At 32.7% G+C, this 14,342-nt stretch carries 13 protein-coding genes, 1 tRNA gene and 1 pseudogene; 10 read left to right on the forward strand and 5 right to left on the reverse strand.

What is annotated here, in order from left to right; all coding sequences use genetic code 11:
- Window positions 1-303 precede the first annotated feature (303 nt).
- The 10 genes and pseudogenes from ACQH2P_RS08730 (at window position 304) to recF (ending at window position 9,857) form a co-directional block, all read left to right on the forward strand.
- A complete protein-coding gene (locus tag ACQH2P_RS08730; RefSeq protein ID WP_425363829.1) occupies window positions 304-2,454 on the forward strand; it encodes an Rne/Rng family ribonuclease in 2,151 nt (716 codons plus the stop codon).
- Window positions 2,451-2,975 carry a hypothetical protein gene (locus ACQH2P_RS08735; RefSeq protein ID WP_425363830.1) on the forward strand — a complete coding sequence of 175 codons (525 nt, stop codon included), beginning with the start codon at window positions 2,451-2,453 and terminating at the stop codon, window positions 2,973-2,975. Before ACQH2P_RS08730 ends, ACQH2P_RS08735 begins: the two co-directional genes overlap by 4 nt.
- A gap of 175 nt (window positions 2,976-3,150) precedes the next feature.
- Window positions 3,151-4,125, forward strand: a complete 975-nt coding sequence (gene holA, locus ACQH2P_RS08740) for a DNA polymerase III subunit delta (RefSeq protein WP_425363831.1) — start codon at window positions 3,151-3,153, stop codon at window positions 4,123-4,125.
- A gap of 279 nt (window positions 4,126-4,404) precedes the next feature.
- Entirely contained in the window at window positions 4,405-5,730 is a 1,326-nt protein-coding gene (tolB, locus tag ACQH2P_RS08745) for a Tol-Pal system beta propeller repeat protein TolB (protein WP_425364146.1), read from the forward strand.
- A 20-nt stretch (window positions 5,731-5,750) separates the two neighbouring features.
- Window positions 5,751-5,826, forward strand: a tRNA-Thr gene (locus ACQH2P_RS08750).
- Window positions 5,827-5,838: 12 nt separating this feature from the next.
- Window positions 5,839-5,970 (forward strand): annotated as a pseudogene (locus ACQH2P_RS08755) (palindromic element RPE1 domain-containing protein); the annotation flags it as partial.
- 511 nt (window positions 5,971-6,481) lie between these two features.
- The gene (ctrA, locus tag ACQH2P_RS08760; protein WP_425363832.1) at window positions 6,482-7,186 is read left to right on the forward strand and encodes a response regulator transcription factor CtrA; all 705 of its coding nucleotides are present in this window, start codon (window positions 6,482-6,484) and stop codon (window positions 7,184-7,186) included.
- Window positions 7,187-7,218: 32 nt separating this feature from the next.
- Window positions 7,219-7,569, forward strand: a complete 351-nt coding sequence (locus ACQH2P_RS08765; RefSeq protein WP_425363833.1) for a hypothetical protein — start codon at window positions 7,219-7,221, stop codon at window positions 7,567-7,569.
- A gap of 537 nt (window positions 7,570-8,106) precedes the next feature.
- Complete coding sequence (locus ACQH2P_RS08770) at window positions 8,107-8,775, forward strand: DUF5394 family protein (RefSeq protein ID WP_425363834.1); 669 nt, start codon at window positions 8,107-8,109, stop codon at window positions 8,773-8,775.
- A complete protein-coding gene (gene recF / locus ACQH2P_RS08775) occupies window positions 8,775-9,857 on the forward strand; it encodes a DNA replication/repair protein RecF (protein WP_425364147.1) in 1,083 nt (360 codons plus the stop codon). The genes ACQH2P_RS08770 and recF overlap by 1 nt, the downstream gene beginning before the upstream one ends.
- An 87-nt stretch (window positions 9,858-9,944) precedes the next feature.
- On the opposite strand, the gene ACQH2P_RS08780 is transcribed toward recF, so the two are convergent.
- The 5 genes from ACQH2P_RS08780 to ACQH2P_RS08800 all read right to left on the reverse strand — a co-directional run bounded on the left by ACQH2P_RS08780 (window position 9,945) and on the right by ACQH2P_RS08800 (window position 14,336).
- Window positions 9,945-10,112 (reverse strand): hypothetical protein, encoded by a 168-nt coding sequence (locus ACQH2P_RS08780; protein WP_425363835.1) that lies wholly within the window; start codon window positions 10,110-10,112, stop codon window positions 9,945-9,947.
- A gap of 194 nt (window positions 10,113-10,306) precedes the next feature.
- Window positions 10,307-11,629: an IS5 family transposase gene (locus ACQH2P_RS08785; RefSeq protein WP_425362593.1), complete on the reverse strand. Its 1,323-nt coding sequence runs from the start codon at window positions 11,627-11,629 to the stop codon at window positions 10,307-10,309.
- Window positions 11,630-12,044: 415 nt separating this feature from the next.
- The gene (locus ACQH2P_RS08790) at window positions 12,045-12,200 is read right to left on the reverse strand and encodes a hypothetical protein (protein WP_425362973.1); all 156 of its coding nucleotides are present in this window, start codon (window positions 12,198-12,200) and stop codon (window positions 12,045-12,047) included.
- Between the two features lie 325 nt (window positions 12,201-12,525).
- Window positions 12,526-13,398, reverse strand: coding sequence for an IS3 family transposase (locus tag ACQH2P_RS08795; protein ID WP_425363836.1), 873 nt, complete (start codon window positions 13,396-13,398; stop codon window positions 12,526-12,528).
- A 428-nt stretch (window positions 13,399-13,826) separates the two neighbouring features.
- Window positions 13,827-14,336, reverse strand: a complete 510-nt coding sequence (locus tag ACQH2P_RS08800; protein WP_425363837.1) for an SMI1/KNR4 family protein — start codon at window positions 14,334-14,336, stop codon at window positions 13,827-13,829.
- Between the last annotated feature and the right edge of the window lie 6 nt (window positions 14,337-14,342).

Below are 14,342 nucleotides of genomic sequence, written 5' to 3' on the forward strand. Positions count from 1 at the left end.
AGGCGTTTAAGAAGTTTTGTGTAACCAAAAGTACATTAGCTTATTCATTAAAATTTGTCTAATTATATTTTATTATGACCATGAATAAAATTTAGATATAGAACTGTTTTAAGTTGTAGTTATTTTTTGTCAAGCTTATGTAAGTAGAGTTATTTTAGTGTACTTGTTAAATTTATTAAACGTTTTCTCAATTTAAAACTTAATATTTAAGTTTTAAATTTGTTATAATTAAATAGATGTTCTTTAATATTACTAGGTTTACGAGATTAGAGATATACCTAGAAGTTTACGAGTAAAAAATTAATGAGTAAGAAAATTATAGTTGATGCTAACTTTCCTAATGAAACAAGGGTAGTATTACTAAATCAGAATAACAATATTGAAGATATTGAATATGAAACTGCGATAAAACAGCAAAACAAGGGTAATATATATCTTGCAAAAGTTATAAGAGTTGAACCCGCCTTACAGGCTGCCTTTATAGACTATGGTCCGGACAAAAGTGGATTCTTACCTTTCACTGAAATTAGTCCATATTATTATAATATACCAGCATCTGACCTTAAATCTTTGCCCTCTATAAATAAGTTACAAGAAATCTCTCTTTCAGATATTACCCAAGATGATCTTGTAGAACCCGAAACAAAGAGAGATTATAATCTGATAATAGATAGTGAAGAAATTGATTTAAATGCTATAGAAAGATTAGTGGACGAAAAAATTCAGGTAGAATTTAATTTAGATGTTTTAGATAACGACATTGAAACAATAAGTGTGGAAAGAAGTGATAAAGATGAAGAGAATAAACAAAAGCAATATAAAATTCAAGAAGTAATAAAAAAGGGACAGGTTCTGCTTGTACAAGTTACCAAGGAGGAAAGGGGTAATAAAGGTGCGTCGTTTACGACATTTTTGTCTCTTGCTGGGAAATATTGTGTTTTAATGCCTAATACGCCCTCGCAAAATGGTGTATCGCGTAAGATATCCAATGCTGATGAACGAAGAAGGCTTAAGAATATAGTAAGTAAAATAACTTCAACTAATAGTAGCAGTGCGTCAAGTATTATAATTCGTACGGCTGGTGCTGGCTGTACTACTTTAGACATAAAAAGAGATTATGATTATTTAGTAAGATTATGGAATAAAGTTAGAGAGAGTACCTTTAAATCTATAGCTCCATGTTTTATACACGAAGAAGATGGGCTAATTCAAAAGGTCATCCGAGATATGTGTGATCATACCGTTAAAGAGTTAATCATACAAGGTAGTGAGTCATATCGAAATGCTGTAAAATTCATGAAGGATATATTACCTACGGATCTCGGTAAGCTCAAAGAATACAAAAATAAAATACCAATCTTTACAAAATTTGTTGTTGAAGAGCAGCTAACCAAGTTATATCAACCTGTTTTTGCTTTACCTTCTGGTGGATATATAGTAATAAATCCAACAGAAGCTCTTATTTCAATTGATGTTAACTCAGGCAGAGCAACTGCTGAAAAAAATATTGAAGAAACGGCGTTAAAAACTAACTTGGAAGCTGCCAGAGAAATTGCTAGGCAAATTAAATTAAGAGATTTATCAGGCTTAGTAGTTATTGATTTTATCGATATGTATGATACTAGAAATCGTAGGATTATTGAGAGATCTTTTAAGGAATTTCTAAGTCGGGATCGTGCAAGAATTCAAACTGCTAATATTAGCCAATTTGGTTTGCTTGAGATGTCTCGCCAAAGATTAAGATCATCATTTTTGGAATCGAATTCATCGATTTGTTCGTATTGTAATGGCAAAGGGCTTGTTAGAGCAGATGAGTCAAATGCTATGTTAATTTTACGTACGATAGAAAATGAAATCTTTAATGACAATATCGATCTAGTAAATGTTTTTGCTAATATTCATTCGGTCATCTATTTACTGAATAATAAACGTTTAGAAATATCTCTAATTGAAGAAAAGTATAGTTTAAAGTTAAGGTTCCACGCTGATCCATCTGCCACTTCTGATAATTATTCAATTGAAAAAATAAAATTGCCAAAAAAGGCTAACCATGCTGGGACTGCTAATAAACCACTAATTCAAAATCAGTCCTCTAATTATCAAGAAGAAAAGAATAATAAAGAGTTGCCTATTAATTCAAATCCTAATAGAAAGAAGCAAAAATGGAAAAACTCTGATAAATTAGAAACTAGCAATGAGTTAAATAAAAATGTAGAAGTAACAATTGATAAAGAGGAAGTTGTTGTTAATCAAGAAACGGATAAGGCATTAGTGGTAACTGAGTTAAACAATGAAAATGTTGTTGATACCATTAAGTCAAATCGTAAATATATTGATAAAAAATCAAATTATTCGCGTCCCCCTAGAAGGCGTAACTATAATAAAAACAAAGTGGATGAAAATGATAGTGAACAATCTCAGGATGGAACTAAACAGGAGGAACCTAATAGTTGATAAAGAGTAGCTTGAATTTATTATTAATCGTCACTTACTTGTTTTTATCTACTTCTTGTAGTTTAAGACCTGTATATAGTAATAAATATAGTTTACAGGAATTAAACCAATTAAGTGCTATTGAAATTGAGCCAATAGACTCCATTGGTGGTGCAGAATTTTGTTATTATTTGTCTAGTATTTTGCCAAGATCTACAACATCAACAACGAAGTATTTATTAAAGGTACAATTTACCAACAAAAGTTTACCACTTATTATTCAAAAGAATTCTGATGTGTTAAGAGAAACAGTAAGTCAAACTATTCAATATAGGTTAGTTGATATTGTAACTAATCAAGATGTTACTTCAGGAACGTTCCGGCATGTAACTTCTTATAGCACTGCTTCTTCACCTTATCACAGCTATATAGAAAATGAGAAGGCATTAGAAGAACTTACGAAACAAGGGGCGAATGAGACACTGGAAAGATTAATTTTATATTTTAAACAAAATAGTATAGCTAAACCGTTAAGGTTATAGATAATTCCTTCGCTATTAGCGAGGAGCTACTTTAGTAGCGACGAAGCAATCCAAAAAAGTGACAAAAATGGATTGCTTCGTCGGCTTACGCCTACTCGCAATGACCATTTAGGAATTTATAACGATATCAACAACCTAATCGGGTTAGCTATAGCCGTAAATATGAGCATTAAAGATGAAGTTCTACCTATCACAAATTGTGCAACTACTTGACAAGATAGACAATGGACAAATTAAGGCTCTGTTACTTTATGGTCCAGATAAAGGGTATATAGATAAAGTTTGTAAGACTTTGCTGAAGAAATTTGATTTACTAAAAACCTCGATAGAATATTCAGAGATTAAATCTCGCTCGCTTGATACTTTAGTTAATACCCAAAATTTCTTTATGCAGAAACAATTGATTATCGTAAGGTCAGTTGGTGAGTCTATAGATAAATCTTTAAAACTTGCTCTTAGTAAAGATTCATTACATTTCTTAGTGTTTATTGCTGATGAATTATCAACTGCTTCTAGCATACGTAAGTTCTTTGAAACTGAAACTTATTTGGCTTCTTTAGCTTGTTATCATGACGATGAACAAAAAATTGCTAAGATAATTTTACATAAATGTAATAGTGTGGGTAAGGTTATAAAAGAAGATGCTGTTAACTATTTAACAACTCGCCTAAAAGGCGATCACCAAATGCTAGTTAGTGAAATCGATAAATTAATATATTTTGCATTTGATAAAGAGCAGATTACTTTGGATGATGCACGGCGGGTAGTTAGTGATGATTTTATGGGAAATGGGGATAATCTATGTGCTTATTTTTCCTCAAGAGATCCTGATAAATTTCTACAAGAATTCAATAAATTAAAACAACAAAATATTAATGAAGTACTAATTATCAGAGCATTAATCAGATATTATCTGAATTTATACACTGTATTGAGTAAATTAGAAACTGGTGTTGATATAGATATAGCTGTAAAATCACTATCTCCACCAATTTTTTACAAATATGTGGTAAGTTTTAAAAAAGCTGTAAATAGGCTTAAATTAGATGATTGCATTAAAGCACTGAAACATCTGCAGCAAGCAGAAATTGATTATAAGCTAAATCCAGCTGGTTTTGATATATATCAACAAATTTATGTTAAAACATAATTTAATTAGATTTTTTACTTAGTGGCAGAAATTTTTATGATATATTGCTTAAACAGAGTAAAAAATAATATTTTGAATATAATTTGTTAAAAAAGTATCTAGGTGAGATTAGTGGTCAAGTATTTATTTGTTATATTAGACTTCTTGTATAAGTCAAAAAAGCCCTCGGGATTTTTAGGAGAGACAAAGCCTGCTACCTTCGCGTATAGAGACGTACGTGAGGAACATAGGCAAGTTTCGGCAACAATATTACCAACTAGCCTGGCACTAGCTAAATTGTTGGCTTATGTAGGAAATATACTGTTATTAGCTATTAACTTTAATAGCTATGCAATAGAAACTATAGTTATAGAGCGTGGACATGTTGATCCAATGCCGATAGCTATTAATAAATTTGATGCAGATGATGGTGGGAATAGTGTAATTGGTACTGATATAATTAGTGTAATATCTAATGACCTAAAGAGTTCCGGCATGTTTCGCCCAATTTCTACTACCTCTTTTATAGAACAAGTTTTAGGAATACAACATAAGCCTCTTTTTGCTGCTTGGCGACAAATTAATGCTAATTTGCTAATTAATGGTGAGGTTACTAAGCTATCTTCTGGCAAGATAAAGGTTAGTTTTATATTATGGGATGTAAGTTTAGAAAAAGATCTTATAGGTGAGGTGTTTGAAATACCAGCACATTTATGGCGTAGGGTAGCTCATAAAATAGCTGATAAGATTTACGAGAAAATTACCGGAGATTCAGGTTATTTTGATACGAGAATAGTGTATGTGTCAGAAAGTGGACCTTATCTAAAACGGGTAAAGAGAATAGCTATGATGGATCATGATGGTGCTAATCATAAATATCTGTCAGACGGTAAAAATCTAGTTCTTACTCCAAGATTTTCCCCGCAGGCAGATAAGATTATGTATTTATCGTATGCACGGAAACAAAAACCACATGTTTATATTCGTGATCTTAAAACAGGTAAAGAAAAATTAGTCGGTAATTTCCCTGGTATGTCCTTTGCCCCAAGATTCTCCCCTCAGGGGGATAAGGCTATAATGTCAATAGCAAGAAATGGTGCTACCCATATTTTTGAAATTGATTTGGATAGTATGGCGACTAAGCAATTGACCAAGGGTATTGGGATTAATACTTCTCCTAGCTATTCACCGGATGGCAGTAAAATAGTTTTTAATTCTGATCGAAGTGGAGCAAGACAATTATATATTATGAATTCTGATGGTTCAAATGTGGAACGTATCAGTTTTGGCGGAGGGGTTTATGCTGCACCAAGTTGGTCACCTAGGGGAGATTATATAGCCTTTACTAAAATTTCTAAAGGAGAAGGTTTTACCATTGGGCTAATGAAAGTACTTGCCAATGGCGAGGAGAATAGTGAAAGAATTATAACTAGTGGATACCTAGTGGAAAGTCCGTGTTGGTCAGCAAATGGTAGGATAATTATGTTTGCTAAAGGTTGGCCTCCTAGAAACAAACAAGCAGGTAGAAATCGTATATATTCCATTGATTTAACCGGTTATAATGAAAGAGAGATTCTCACTCCTCAAGATGCCTCTGACCCAGAATGGTCAAAAATGTTAAATTAACGCAAGTTTATGAACGTTTCGCCGGTATAGCTCAGTTGGCAGAGCGACGCATTCGTAACGCGTAGGTCGGGGGTTCAATTCCCTCTATCGGCACCATAAATAGTTGATAGACCTCTTTCGAAACTAGCTTATGCACAAGGATTTGCAGGAGACGCTTCACCTCGAACCGCAGCATACTCTAGGGTATGTGAGGATTCGAGTACCGCATCATTGTCCAAATTACCAGCAGAAGTAGAGTTTTGAAAGAGATCTAATAGCTAACCCTATTAACATTAAGCTGTCTATTAGCGAGTAGTAGCGAAGCACGACAAAGCAATTATAAATTAAAAGTATGAATCCTGTCATACCTGCGAAAGCAGGTATCTAGATTCCCGCCGCAGCTAGGAATGACATAATTACGCGGGAATAACCTTCTTGCTAATAGACACAAATTGACTATGGCTAAATACTAATCGGGTCAGCTATAGGTTTTGTTAACAAAATTTAAATATAACTTGTTATATCAAATTCAGCTATGTAAAATATGGAAATTTATAGGAGTTTTCGCCTGCCATAATTTTAGTGTGCTGGATGATTGTTAAAAATTTGAGGACGAAATTGCCTGTTTAAAAAAGAATGTTCACAACATCTTAATATATTTGGAACTTATTTTTAATAAAATTACTTGCTCTTATAGAGATAAAATGAGAACATAGCGTTGTAACAAAAAGAATAAATTATTAAAGAAAAATTTGTTAAGGAGAAAGATGTAATGAGGGTATTGTTAGTAGAAGATAATAGTGATATAGCTAGTTCTATTGAGTTAACGTTAGCTTCAGAAGGAATTATTTGTGAAGTGGTGGAATTTGGTACAGAAGGAATAGAAATAGCTAAAGTTTATAATTATGATTTAATTATCTTAGACCTTATGTTACCAGATATTAGTGGATTCGAAGTATTGCTGAGATTACGTTCTGCCAAAGTAAAAACACCCATCTTGATTTTGTCGGGTATTACTACAGTTGATCAAAAGATTAAAGGTCTTACGTGCGGAGCAGATGATTATATTACCAAACCATTTAATCGCGAAGAACTAATTGCTCGTATTTATGCAATTGTCCGTCGCTCTAAAGGACATTCTGAGTCAGTAGTTAGGTTTGACAAGGTAAGTATTCATCTTGACACCAGAATTGTAGAAGTTGATGGCAAAAAGGTTCATTTAACGAATAAGGAATATGCTATTTTAGAATTATTAGTCTTACGTAGGGGAACGGTATTGAATAAGGAGATGTTCTTAGACCATCTTTATAGCAGTGTTGACGAACCAGAAATTAAGATTATAGATGTATTTGTATGCAAATTACGTAAGAAATTAGCTGATGCTGCTGGTGGTACAAACTACATTGATACAGTATGGGGGCGTGGTTATATGTTAAAAGAATATGATGAACAAGACCCAATATTGCATCATTTTTAAGAAGCTAACCAGATTAATATAAATTGCAGTATATGATACCTAGCACGATAGAACTAACCGGTAAAGTCTATATTAAATATATTGATTCGATAACGAAGCTAAATGTTGGGGATATTAAGCTCTTGTTGAATGATGACGCATTAAGTGTTAATAAAGGAGATTATGAGAATTTAAAGTCAAGTGGTTATATTAAAGCCAAAATTTTTGATGGACTTGTTTGGCAGAACATTAGTATAAGTGAGTTATGTACAGAAAAAGAATATAAATTCACCAAAAGACAAAAAGCTATTGACTCAGCCTTATTATGCAAAACTATAATTGAAGATCGTCAAGGAGTCATGTTGTATAGAACTTATAGAGGACACTTTACTACTCAAGAATAGACTAGTGATGCACACAAAATTCTTCAACGTCATTGCGAGGAGTGTGTAAGGTCGACGAAGCAATTGTAAGTTGTCATTCCAGCGTAGGCTGGAATCTAGATCCCGCACTGAAGCAGGGATGACAAGTTAAACCTTGCAGGGATGACACCACAACTGTCGAAAGTTAAAAGGTAGAGCGGGTCATCATGGCAGTTTAAAAGTTGCAGGAAAATAACTGTCGTCATTGCGAGGAGTGTGTAAGCACGACGAAGCAATCCAAAAACATGGATTGCCACGACCACTACGTGGTCTCGCAATGACACCTGGAATATCTAGAACTTATTCTGGTTAGCTATAAATTGTCATTCTTAGCAACGGCGGGAATTTAGATCCCTGCCTACGCAGGGATGACAAGTTAAACCTCGCAGGGATGACACAAAACAGAATTGCTTCGTCGACCTACGGTTTTTCTCGCAGTGACGTTGACCACATACGACTTTTGAACTACCCTGAGGTAAGTCTACTCAAGAATAGACTTGGTAAATAGGAGCCTAATAAATGGAAACAGATAACAAAAACCCAAAAGACTCTAGAAAGTTGGCAGACCAAATTAAGGATGCGTTAGTAGGTATAACTAATGATGACGAACTTGGCTCCGATGAGGCGATGGAAATTTTCAATGAGTTAAGTGCAAACGATGCTTTCGAGCAAGAAATAGAACAAATATTAGCTTGTCTTAACGAGCAAACAATGGATCTGACAAAATTACAGACACAGATTATCATATTAATACAAAAATATTTAGGTAAACTCAATAATAAGAAATTAAATCTTAAAATTGATGAGAAACTTATCAGTAAGAATATTGCTGAAGTAAGTAGTTACTTGATGCAACAACATTCGCTATTGATAAAAGAAGCTAACCAAGGTTTGATAAAATCAAAAGACAATTTACAAGGTATAAGCAAGCAATCTAGATTGGAAGCAAGACGTTTAGTTAAAAATTTTGCTTTATACCAAGTTTATAAATTTATGAATCCTAAAAGAATAGCTGGAGAAACGAAGAAAGAAAATTTTGCTTATAATATGATTAAAGGCGGTATGGATTTAGCCAAACAATATGAAGGTGGAGCAAAAAGTGATCTTAAATCATATTCTCCAGAATTTATTAAAACATTAAACAAGGCTCATCAGAAATTTAAAAGTGGTGGGAAGACAATTTATTGATTAATAATATTTACTTACAAAAATTAAAACTACTAAATTACCGTAATTTTCAGGATTTAGAGATTAACACTGGTAATAACCCTGTTATATTAATAGGAGAAAATGGTAGTGGCAAAACTAACATTCTAGAATCAATATCACTATTTTCGCCTGGTAAAGGTTTGAGATCAGCAAAATTAGATGATATTTGTCAAAGAGGAGTAGAACATTGTTCGGCTTATGGTCTACTACACAGTAAACTTGGAGCAGCTGAAATTTTAACAAATTTAAAACGTCAATCTAATAGGCGATTTACAGAATTTAATGGTGTTAAAATACAAAATAATGAACTGAGCAAGTTCTCTTCTATGATTTGGCTTACCCCCCAAATGGAGGGTATTTTCTCTTCCGGTATTAGTGATAGACGTAAATTCTTTGACAGGATTGTTTATAATTTTAATCCATCTCATGCAGGAATAGTCACTAAATATGAATATTATATGCATGAACGTAGTAAAATCCTATTACAAGATCAAGTTGATACAAATTGGCTTGGAGTAATTGAGGAAAAAATGGCAGAATTATCAGTTAAAATCGCTATTAATAGGTTAAAAATTTTAGAACATATTCAAAAAACCATTAATGATTTGGATAATGAGTTCCCTAAAGCTATTTTATCAATTAATGGGGTTATAGAAGAAAAAATATCAAAAAATTATGATATAGATATTGATTTTATAAAAAATGAATTAGTGGGCTGTCGTATTCGTGATAGAATGTCTAATCGTACTAATTTTGGAGTTCATAAAAGTGATTTTGTAGTTATTCATAAAGAAAAAAATGCCCTAACTAAACACTGTTCTACCGGTGAACAGAAGGCTATGCTCATTGCAATAATACTTGCCCAAGTTAATTATTCTATTAAAGAAAATATTGCTATGCCTATTTTGCTGTTAGATGAGGTATTTGTCCATCTTGATAACAAAAGGAGGCAGTATTTAATTGATCTTTTCCTAGAATTAGGATTACAATTATGGGTAACTGCCACTGACTTAAATGGCATAGAATCTTTAACCAAAAAAGCAGAATTAATAAAATTATAGATAAAAGAATCTAGCTTAGACACTGTTAAAGATTATTTATATACTAACTTATATGGTCAGGGGTGCAATAGTTGAGCCTGTTTTGTGTTAACCTTGCGAAAGCAGGTATCTAGATTCCCGCCTACGCGGGAATGACAACTTACAATCGTTATGTTCTTTATCACCTAATCCTATGAGCATAACTATAGATTCCCGCCTTCGCGGGAATGACATCTTACAATCGTTATGTTCTTTATCACCTAATCCTATGGGCATAACTAGTCTCCCCGTCAAAAGTGCAAAAAATTCAAAAATTAGCACCTTAGCAAAAAATTTTTGTATAAAATTTTAGAGTTTAATTGTTCTGATGTAATTTTTTGATATAAAAAGATGATTTTTAGAAAATTTTTGCATGACGTTTTGTTAACGATTTTGTAATCGTTTGATTAATTTTCTTTATTTGCTAATTTTTATGTAGAAAAATTTGTTTTGAGCAGGTGATTAGCAATACACCGTAAGTTCAATCCTACAGCGGAAATTAACGGATTTATTATATCTCCTATTACTCCTTTTAAGTAATTTCTGCCAACTCTACCATAATGCTTAAGGTGTCCTATTATCGGCTCTATAGCACTTCTTCTCTTGATCATTGCCTTATCATCTGAGGATAGCTTCTTCTTGCAATATGGGCTATACACCTTGTCTTTTTCTTTAAAATTATTCCCCTTATAGCCTAAATCAACAAATGTCCTGGCTATTCCCACTCCTGTTAATTTCTTTACAACCTCTACAGTCTGCGATAATGTATGACCATCATATGGATTGCCATGAAATGATTTGGCCGCTAATACAAAATTACCTCGACCACTTACTGCTATCGAAACCTTGTTACCAAACTCATAGGGTTTGTTTAATTTCCCTTTACCTATGCACTCTACCTCCGGTGCGTGAAAACTATATAATACTTTATTATCCTCCTTATATCGCTCTTTCTCTGCTTTACTCAGTATAGATTGTGCCTGAATCTTTTTAATCTTATTTAGTATTTCTTGCTGCTTTAATGACAAACTTAACTTTGTTTTTGCTATTTCTCGCTGACATATTCTTATTAAACGACCCAGCAATATCTTTAAATGTTGCATTACCTTCTTACGTTTTTTGGCTTTACTATTATCCTTATATTTCCATAATTTTACTATGTCTTTTTTATATTGCTTGGCATATGTCTCATGTAACTTAATGCCTAAAGTATGACATAACTTTACTAGCTCTATTCTTGCCTTATCCATCAAATACACATCATGAGGATACTTAATATTCTTAATTTGTACTGTAGTATCAACGATTATCGATGCTAAGTCTTTTTTTTTAAGCACTCCGACTTTGCAACCAATTCTTGTTAATTCTTTTAATATCTCATTATATCCTTCTTCCCCTAATATAGCACGAAACCTTCGTATACTAGCTTCTGATATCTCAGCATCTTTCTGCAAATATTCCCAACCACAAAAATATTGCCAATATACGTTCTCTCTCAGCTCTTCTTCAGCTGCAGCATCTGACAGGTTATACATCGCTTGCAGCATAGTTACTCCAAGTAATAACCTGTGACATCTGCGATTCCTACCAAATTTCTTGATATTAACATTTGTCAATAACCATTCCTCTAAAACAGTCCAATTTATTAACGATCTTAATTTATATAACTTGTTATTAGGGTTTAATTCTTCGGTCAATTTATAACCAAAAAGCTGTCCTTGTTTTTGGGATTTTATTATATCTTCTATCGGCATAATTCATACAATCCATAAGGTTTCTGCCAATATTATAGCATTTTCTTATGGATTATCTAGATATTTTTACCCGCTAACCATATTATATATTATCCTTCTAGACTTTTGACGGGGAGACTAACTAGCACTACAGTCGTAAACTTTGTGCATACAGTGCACGGGTTCTTTCTTTATCTTTAAAGTGACAATCTTTTGCTCTGGCTTGGTGTCGTCTTCGCCATAAGGATAGGCTTAAGAATGGTATACTTGCAGCAAAACTGCATAACTCTATTAAATTTTTTGCTATAGCACTTAACATATATGTTAATACATTAGACCTCTTTCGAAACTCTATTTCTGCTGGTGATTTGTACGTGATACCGGTACTCGAATCACAACTGTCGAAAGTTGGAAGGTAGAGCGGCTTTAGAGGTCATCATGGTAGTTTGAAAGTTGCGAAAAAATAACCAACGTCATTGCGAGGAGGCATGAGCCGACGAAGCAATCCATTTTTGGTTACTTTTATGGATTGCTTCGTCGACCTACGGTCTTCTCGCAATGACGTTGACCACATACGACTTTTAAAGCTCATTATCTAAAACCGCTTCCTCTTCTAACTTTCGACAGCTGTGGCACTCGAATCCTCACGTACATTAGAATACGCTGCGGTTCGAGACGAAGTGTCTCCTTCATACCCTTGCACACAAGCGAGTTTCGAAGGAGGTCTATTATTTTTAATGTTCTACAACTTGCCTCAAATACAAAATATCTTTTTCTAATATGAACATATATGTTAAGTCTATATAGTGTACCCAAATGTCAAACCAAAAAAAATAAGTTAATCCGTTTTTAACTATATAAAAATTAACTATTTTTTATTATAAATAAAATACAGATAATATAAAATTTCAACAGAGTTAATCTATTTTTATTGGCTGATAAATATCAGCAGGTCTCTTATAGTTAAGAGATTGATGTCGCCTCTCATTATTATACCATCTAATAAATTCATTCAATATTTTTTCTAAATCAGCAATATTTTCAGGTTTATAATAGTATATCGCCTCCTGTTTTATTGTCCTCCATAACCTTTCAATATGTATATTATCAAAGCACCTACCTTTATGATCCATACTGATTTGAATATTATGCTCAATCAATAATTTTACAAAATCACCGCTGGTAAATTGAGACCCCTGGTCACTATTAAATATCTCTGGTTTACCTGTTTGCAACGCTTTTTCTAATATAAATACATAAAATTCTCCTTCTAAACTATGACTTAATCCATATGCTACAACATAACGGCTGTATAAATCAATTATGGCAATGAAATACATAAATCTATCTGGTAATTTTATGTACGTGATATCAGTAGTCCAAACTTGATTAATTCTTACAATATCTGCTCCCTCCAGTAAATATGGGTAGCTCTTATGTTCTTTATTTCCTATCGTTGTTATACATTTCTTTTGTGGATATAACCCTTGAAAGCTAAGTTCTTTCATCAGTCTTTGTACTTTCTTTTTATTAGTATTAAATCCAGTATCTATAAGCTCCGCATATACTTTTCTAAAACCATAACGACAATCAGATTTGCTATAAATCTCAGTTATTATATTCGCGAGTTCACTATCATCATTAAGTACAGGTTGATAGTAAAATTTCGATCTATGAACCTCTAATAACCTTGCGGCGTGCCTAATTGATATATTATCATGAACATCTAACATACTGACGCGACTATCATAATTTATAGTTTTAATTTTTTTTAAGAAAATTATTTTCAACTGTAATTTCCCCTATAATCTTGTGTAAGCCATTGATTTCTTGCTCTAATATTTTCAACTGCTTATTTCTTTCTGATTCAGGCAGAAAGGCGTCTTTAGCAGAGGCAAGTAATTTCGCTTTCCACTCATGTAAATTACTTTGAGGTACCTTATATTCACTACTAACCTCAACAATAGTTTTTTATCACTGATTAATTCTATTGCCAACTTAGCCTTAAATTCTGCAGCATATTGTTTCTTAACGCTCACTTTTTTCTCCTTTCAATTTACTTGCTTTTTAACAAATTTACTCGGATTAATCTATTTTTTTTGGTCCTATTTTATGGGGTCATTATAGATTTAACATAGCAACTAATTTTTTAAACTTGCTATAATATACACCATAAAATAGCTAGCACTAAGTAGCAGAATGAAAAAAATATAATATTTTAGGTAACTTTATTAACATGCAAATAGTAATCTGGTGATTCATGGTATAATCGCCAAATAAATTTCTCAAAATGTTCCTCCACTAATCTACCGAGCATATCATATACAGCATCCGGTTTATCAGTACCAGGTTTCATCACTAAAAAACTTGACATATCCCCTATTTCAAAAAAGATAATATCATTACTCTTAATGTAACCTTCTTCAATATACTCTACCGCCTCCGGTAATATATAATCACTTTCCTCTTTAAGAATCATAATATCGGCTATTTCGTTAGGGCGTAATATATAATTGGCGTAACAGAGAGCTGAATTTCCATTAATGGACTTACTTAAAACCCCCGACCCTATTTCTAACCAAAAAATTTTCAGAGATTCTGGAAATTCAAAACCCAATTTATCTTCAGCATTTTTAACATCTTGAAAATTGGTTTTAGTAAAACTGTTACGAGGAGCAGGAGTATTGCTATTGTTTATAAATTTTTCTAGGTAGTTATATCTTTTCATAATTAA

This window comes from Candidatus Tisiphia endosymbiont of Hybos culiciformis (assembly GCF_964030975.1).
Lineage (GTDB): Bacteria > Pseudomonadota > Alphaproteobacteria > Rickettsiales > Rickettsiaceae > Tisiphia.

Coding starts and splice junctions, on each gene's coding strand:
- ACQH2P_RS08780 (WP_425363835.1), bottom strand. CDS start 10,112: ATGCCCATAGGATTAGGTGATAAAGAACATAACGATTGTAAGATGTCA.
- holA (WP_425363831.1), top strand. CDS start 3,151: ATGAAGTTCTACCTATCACAAATTGTGCAACTACTTGACAAGATAGAC.
- ctrA (WP_425363832.1), top strand. CDS start 6,482: ATGAGGGTATTGTTAGTAGAAGATAATAGTGATATAGCTAGTTCTATT.
- ACQH2P_RS08790 (WP_425362973.1), bottom strand. CDS start 12,200: ATGAGCTTTAAAAGTCGTATGTGGTCAACGTCATTGCGAGAAGACCGT.
- ACQH2P_RS08800 (WP_425363837.1), bottom strand. CDS start 14,336: ATGAAAAGATATAACTACCTAGAAAAATTTATAAACAATAGCAATACT.
- ACQH2P_RS08730 (WP_425363829.1), top strand. CDS start 304: ATGAGTAAGAAAATTATAGTTGATGCTAACTTTCCTAATGAAACAAGG.
- ACQH2P_RS08765 (WP_425363833.1), top strand. CDS start 7,219: ATGATACCTAGCACGATAGAACTAACCGGTAAAGTCTATATTAAATAT.
- ACQH2P_RS08770 (WP_425363834.1), top strand. CDS start 8,107: ATGGAAACAGATAACAAAAACCCAAAAGACTCTAGAAAGTTGGCAGAC.
- ACQH2P_RS08785 (WP_425362593.1), bottom strand. CDS start 11,629: ATGCCGATAGAAGATATAATAAAATCCCAAAAACAAGGACAGCTTTTT.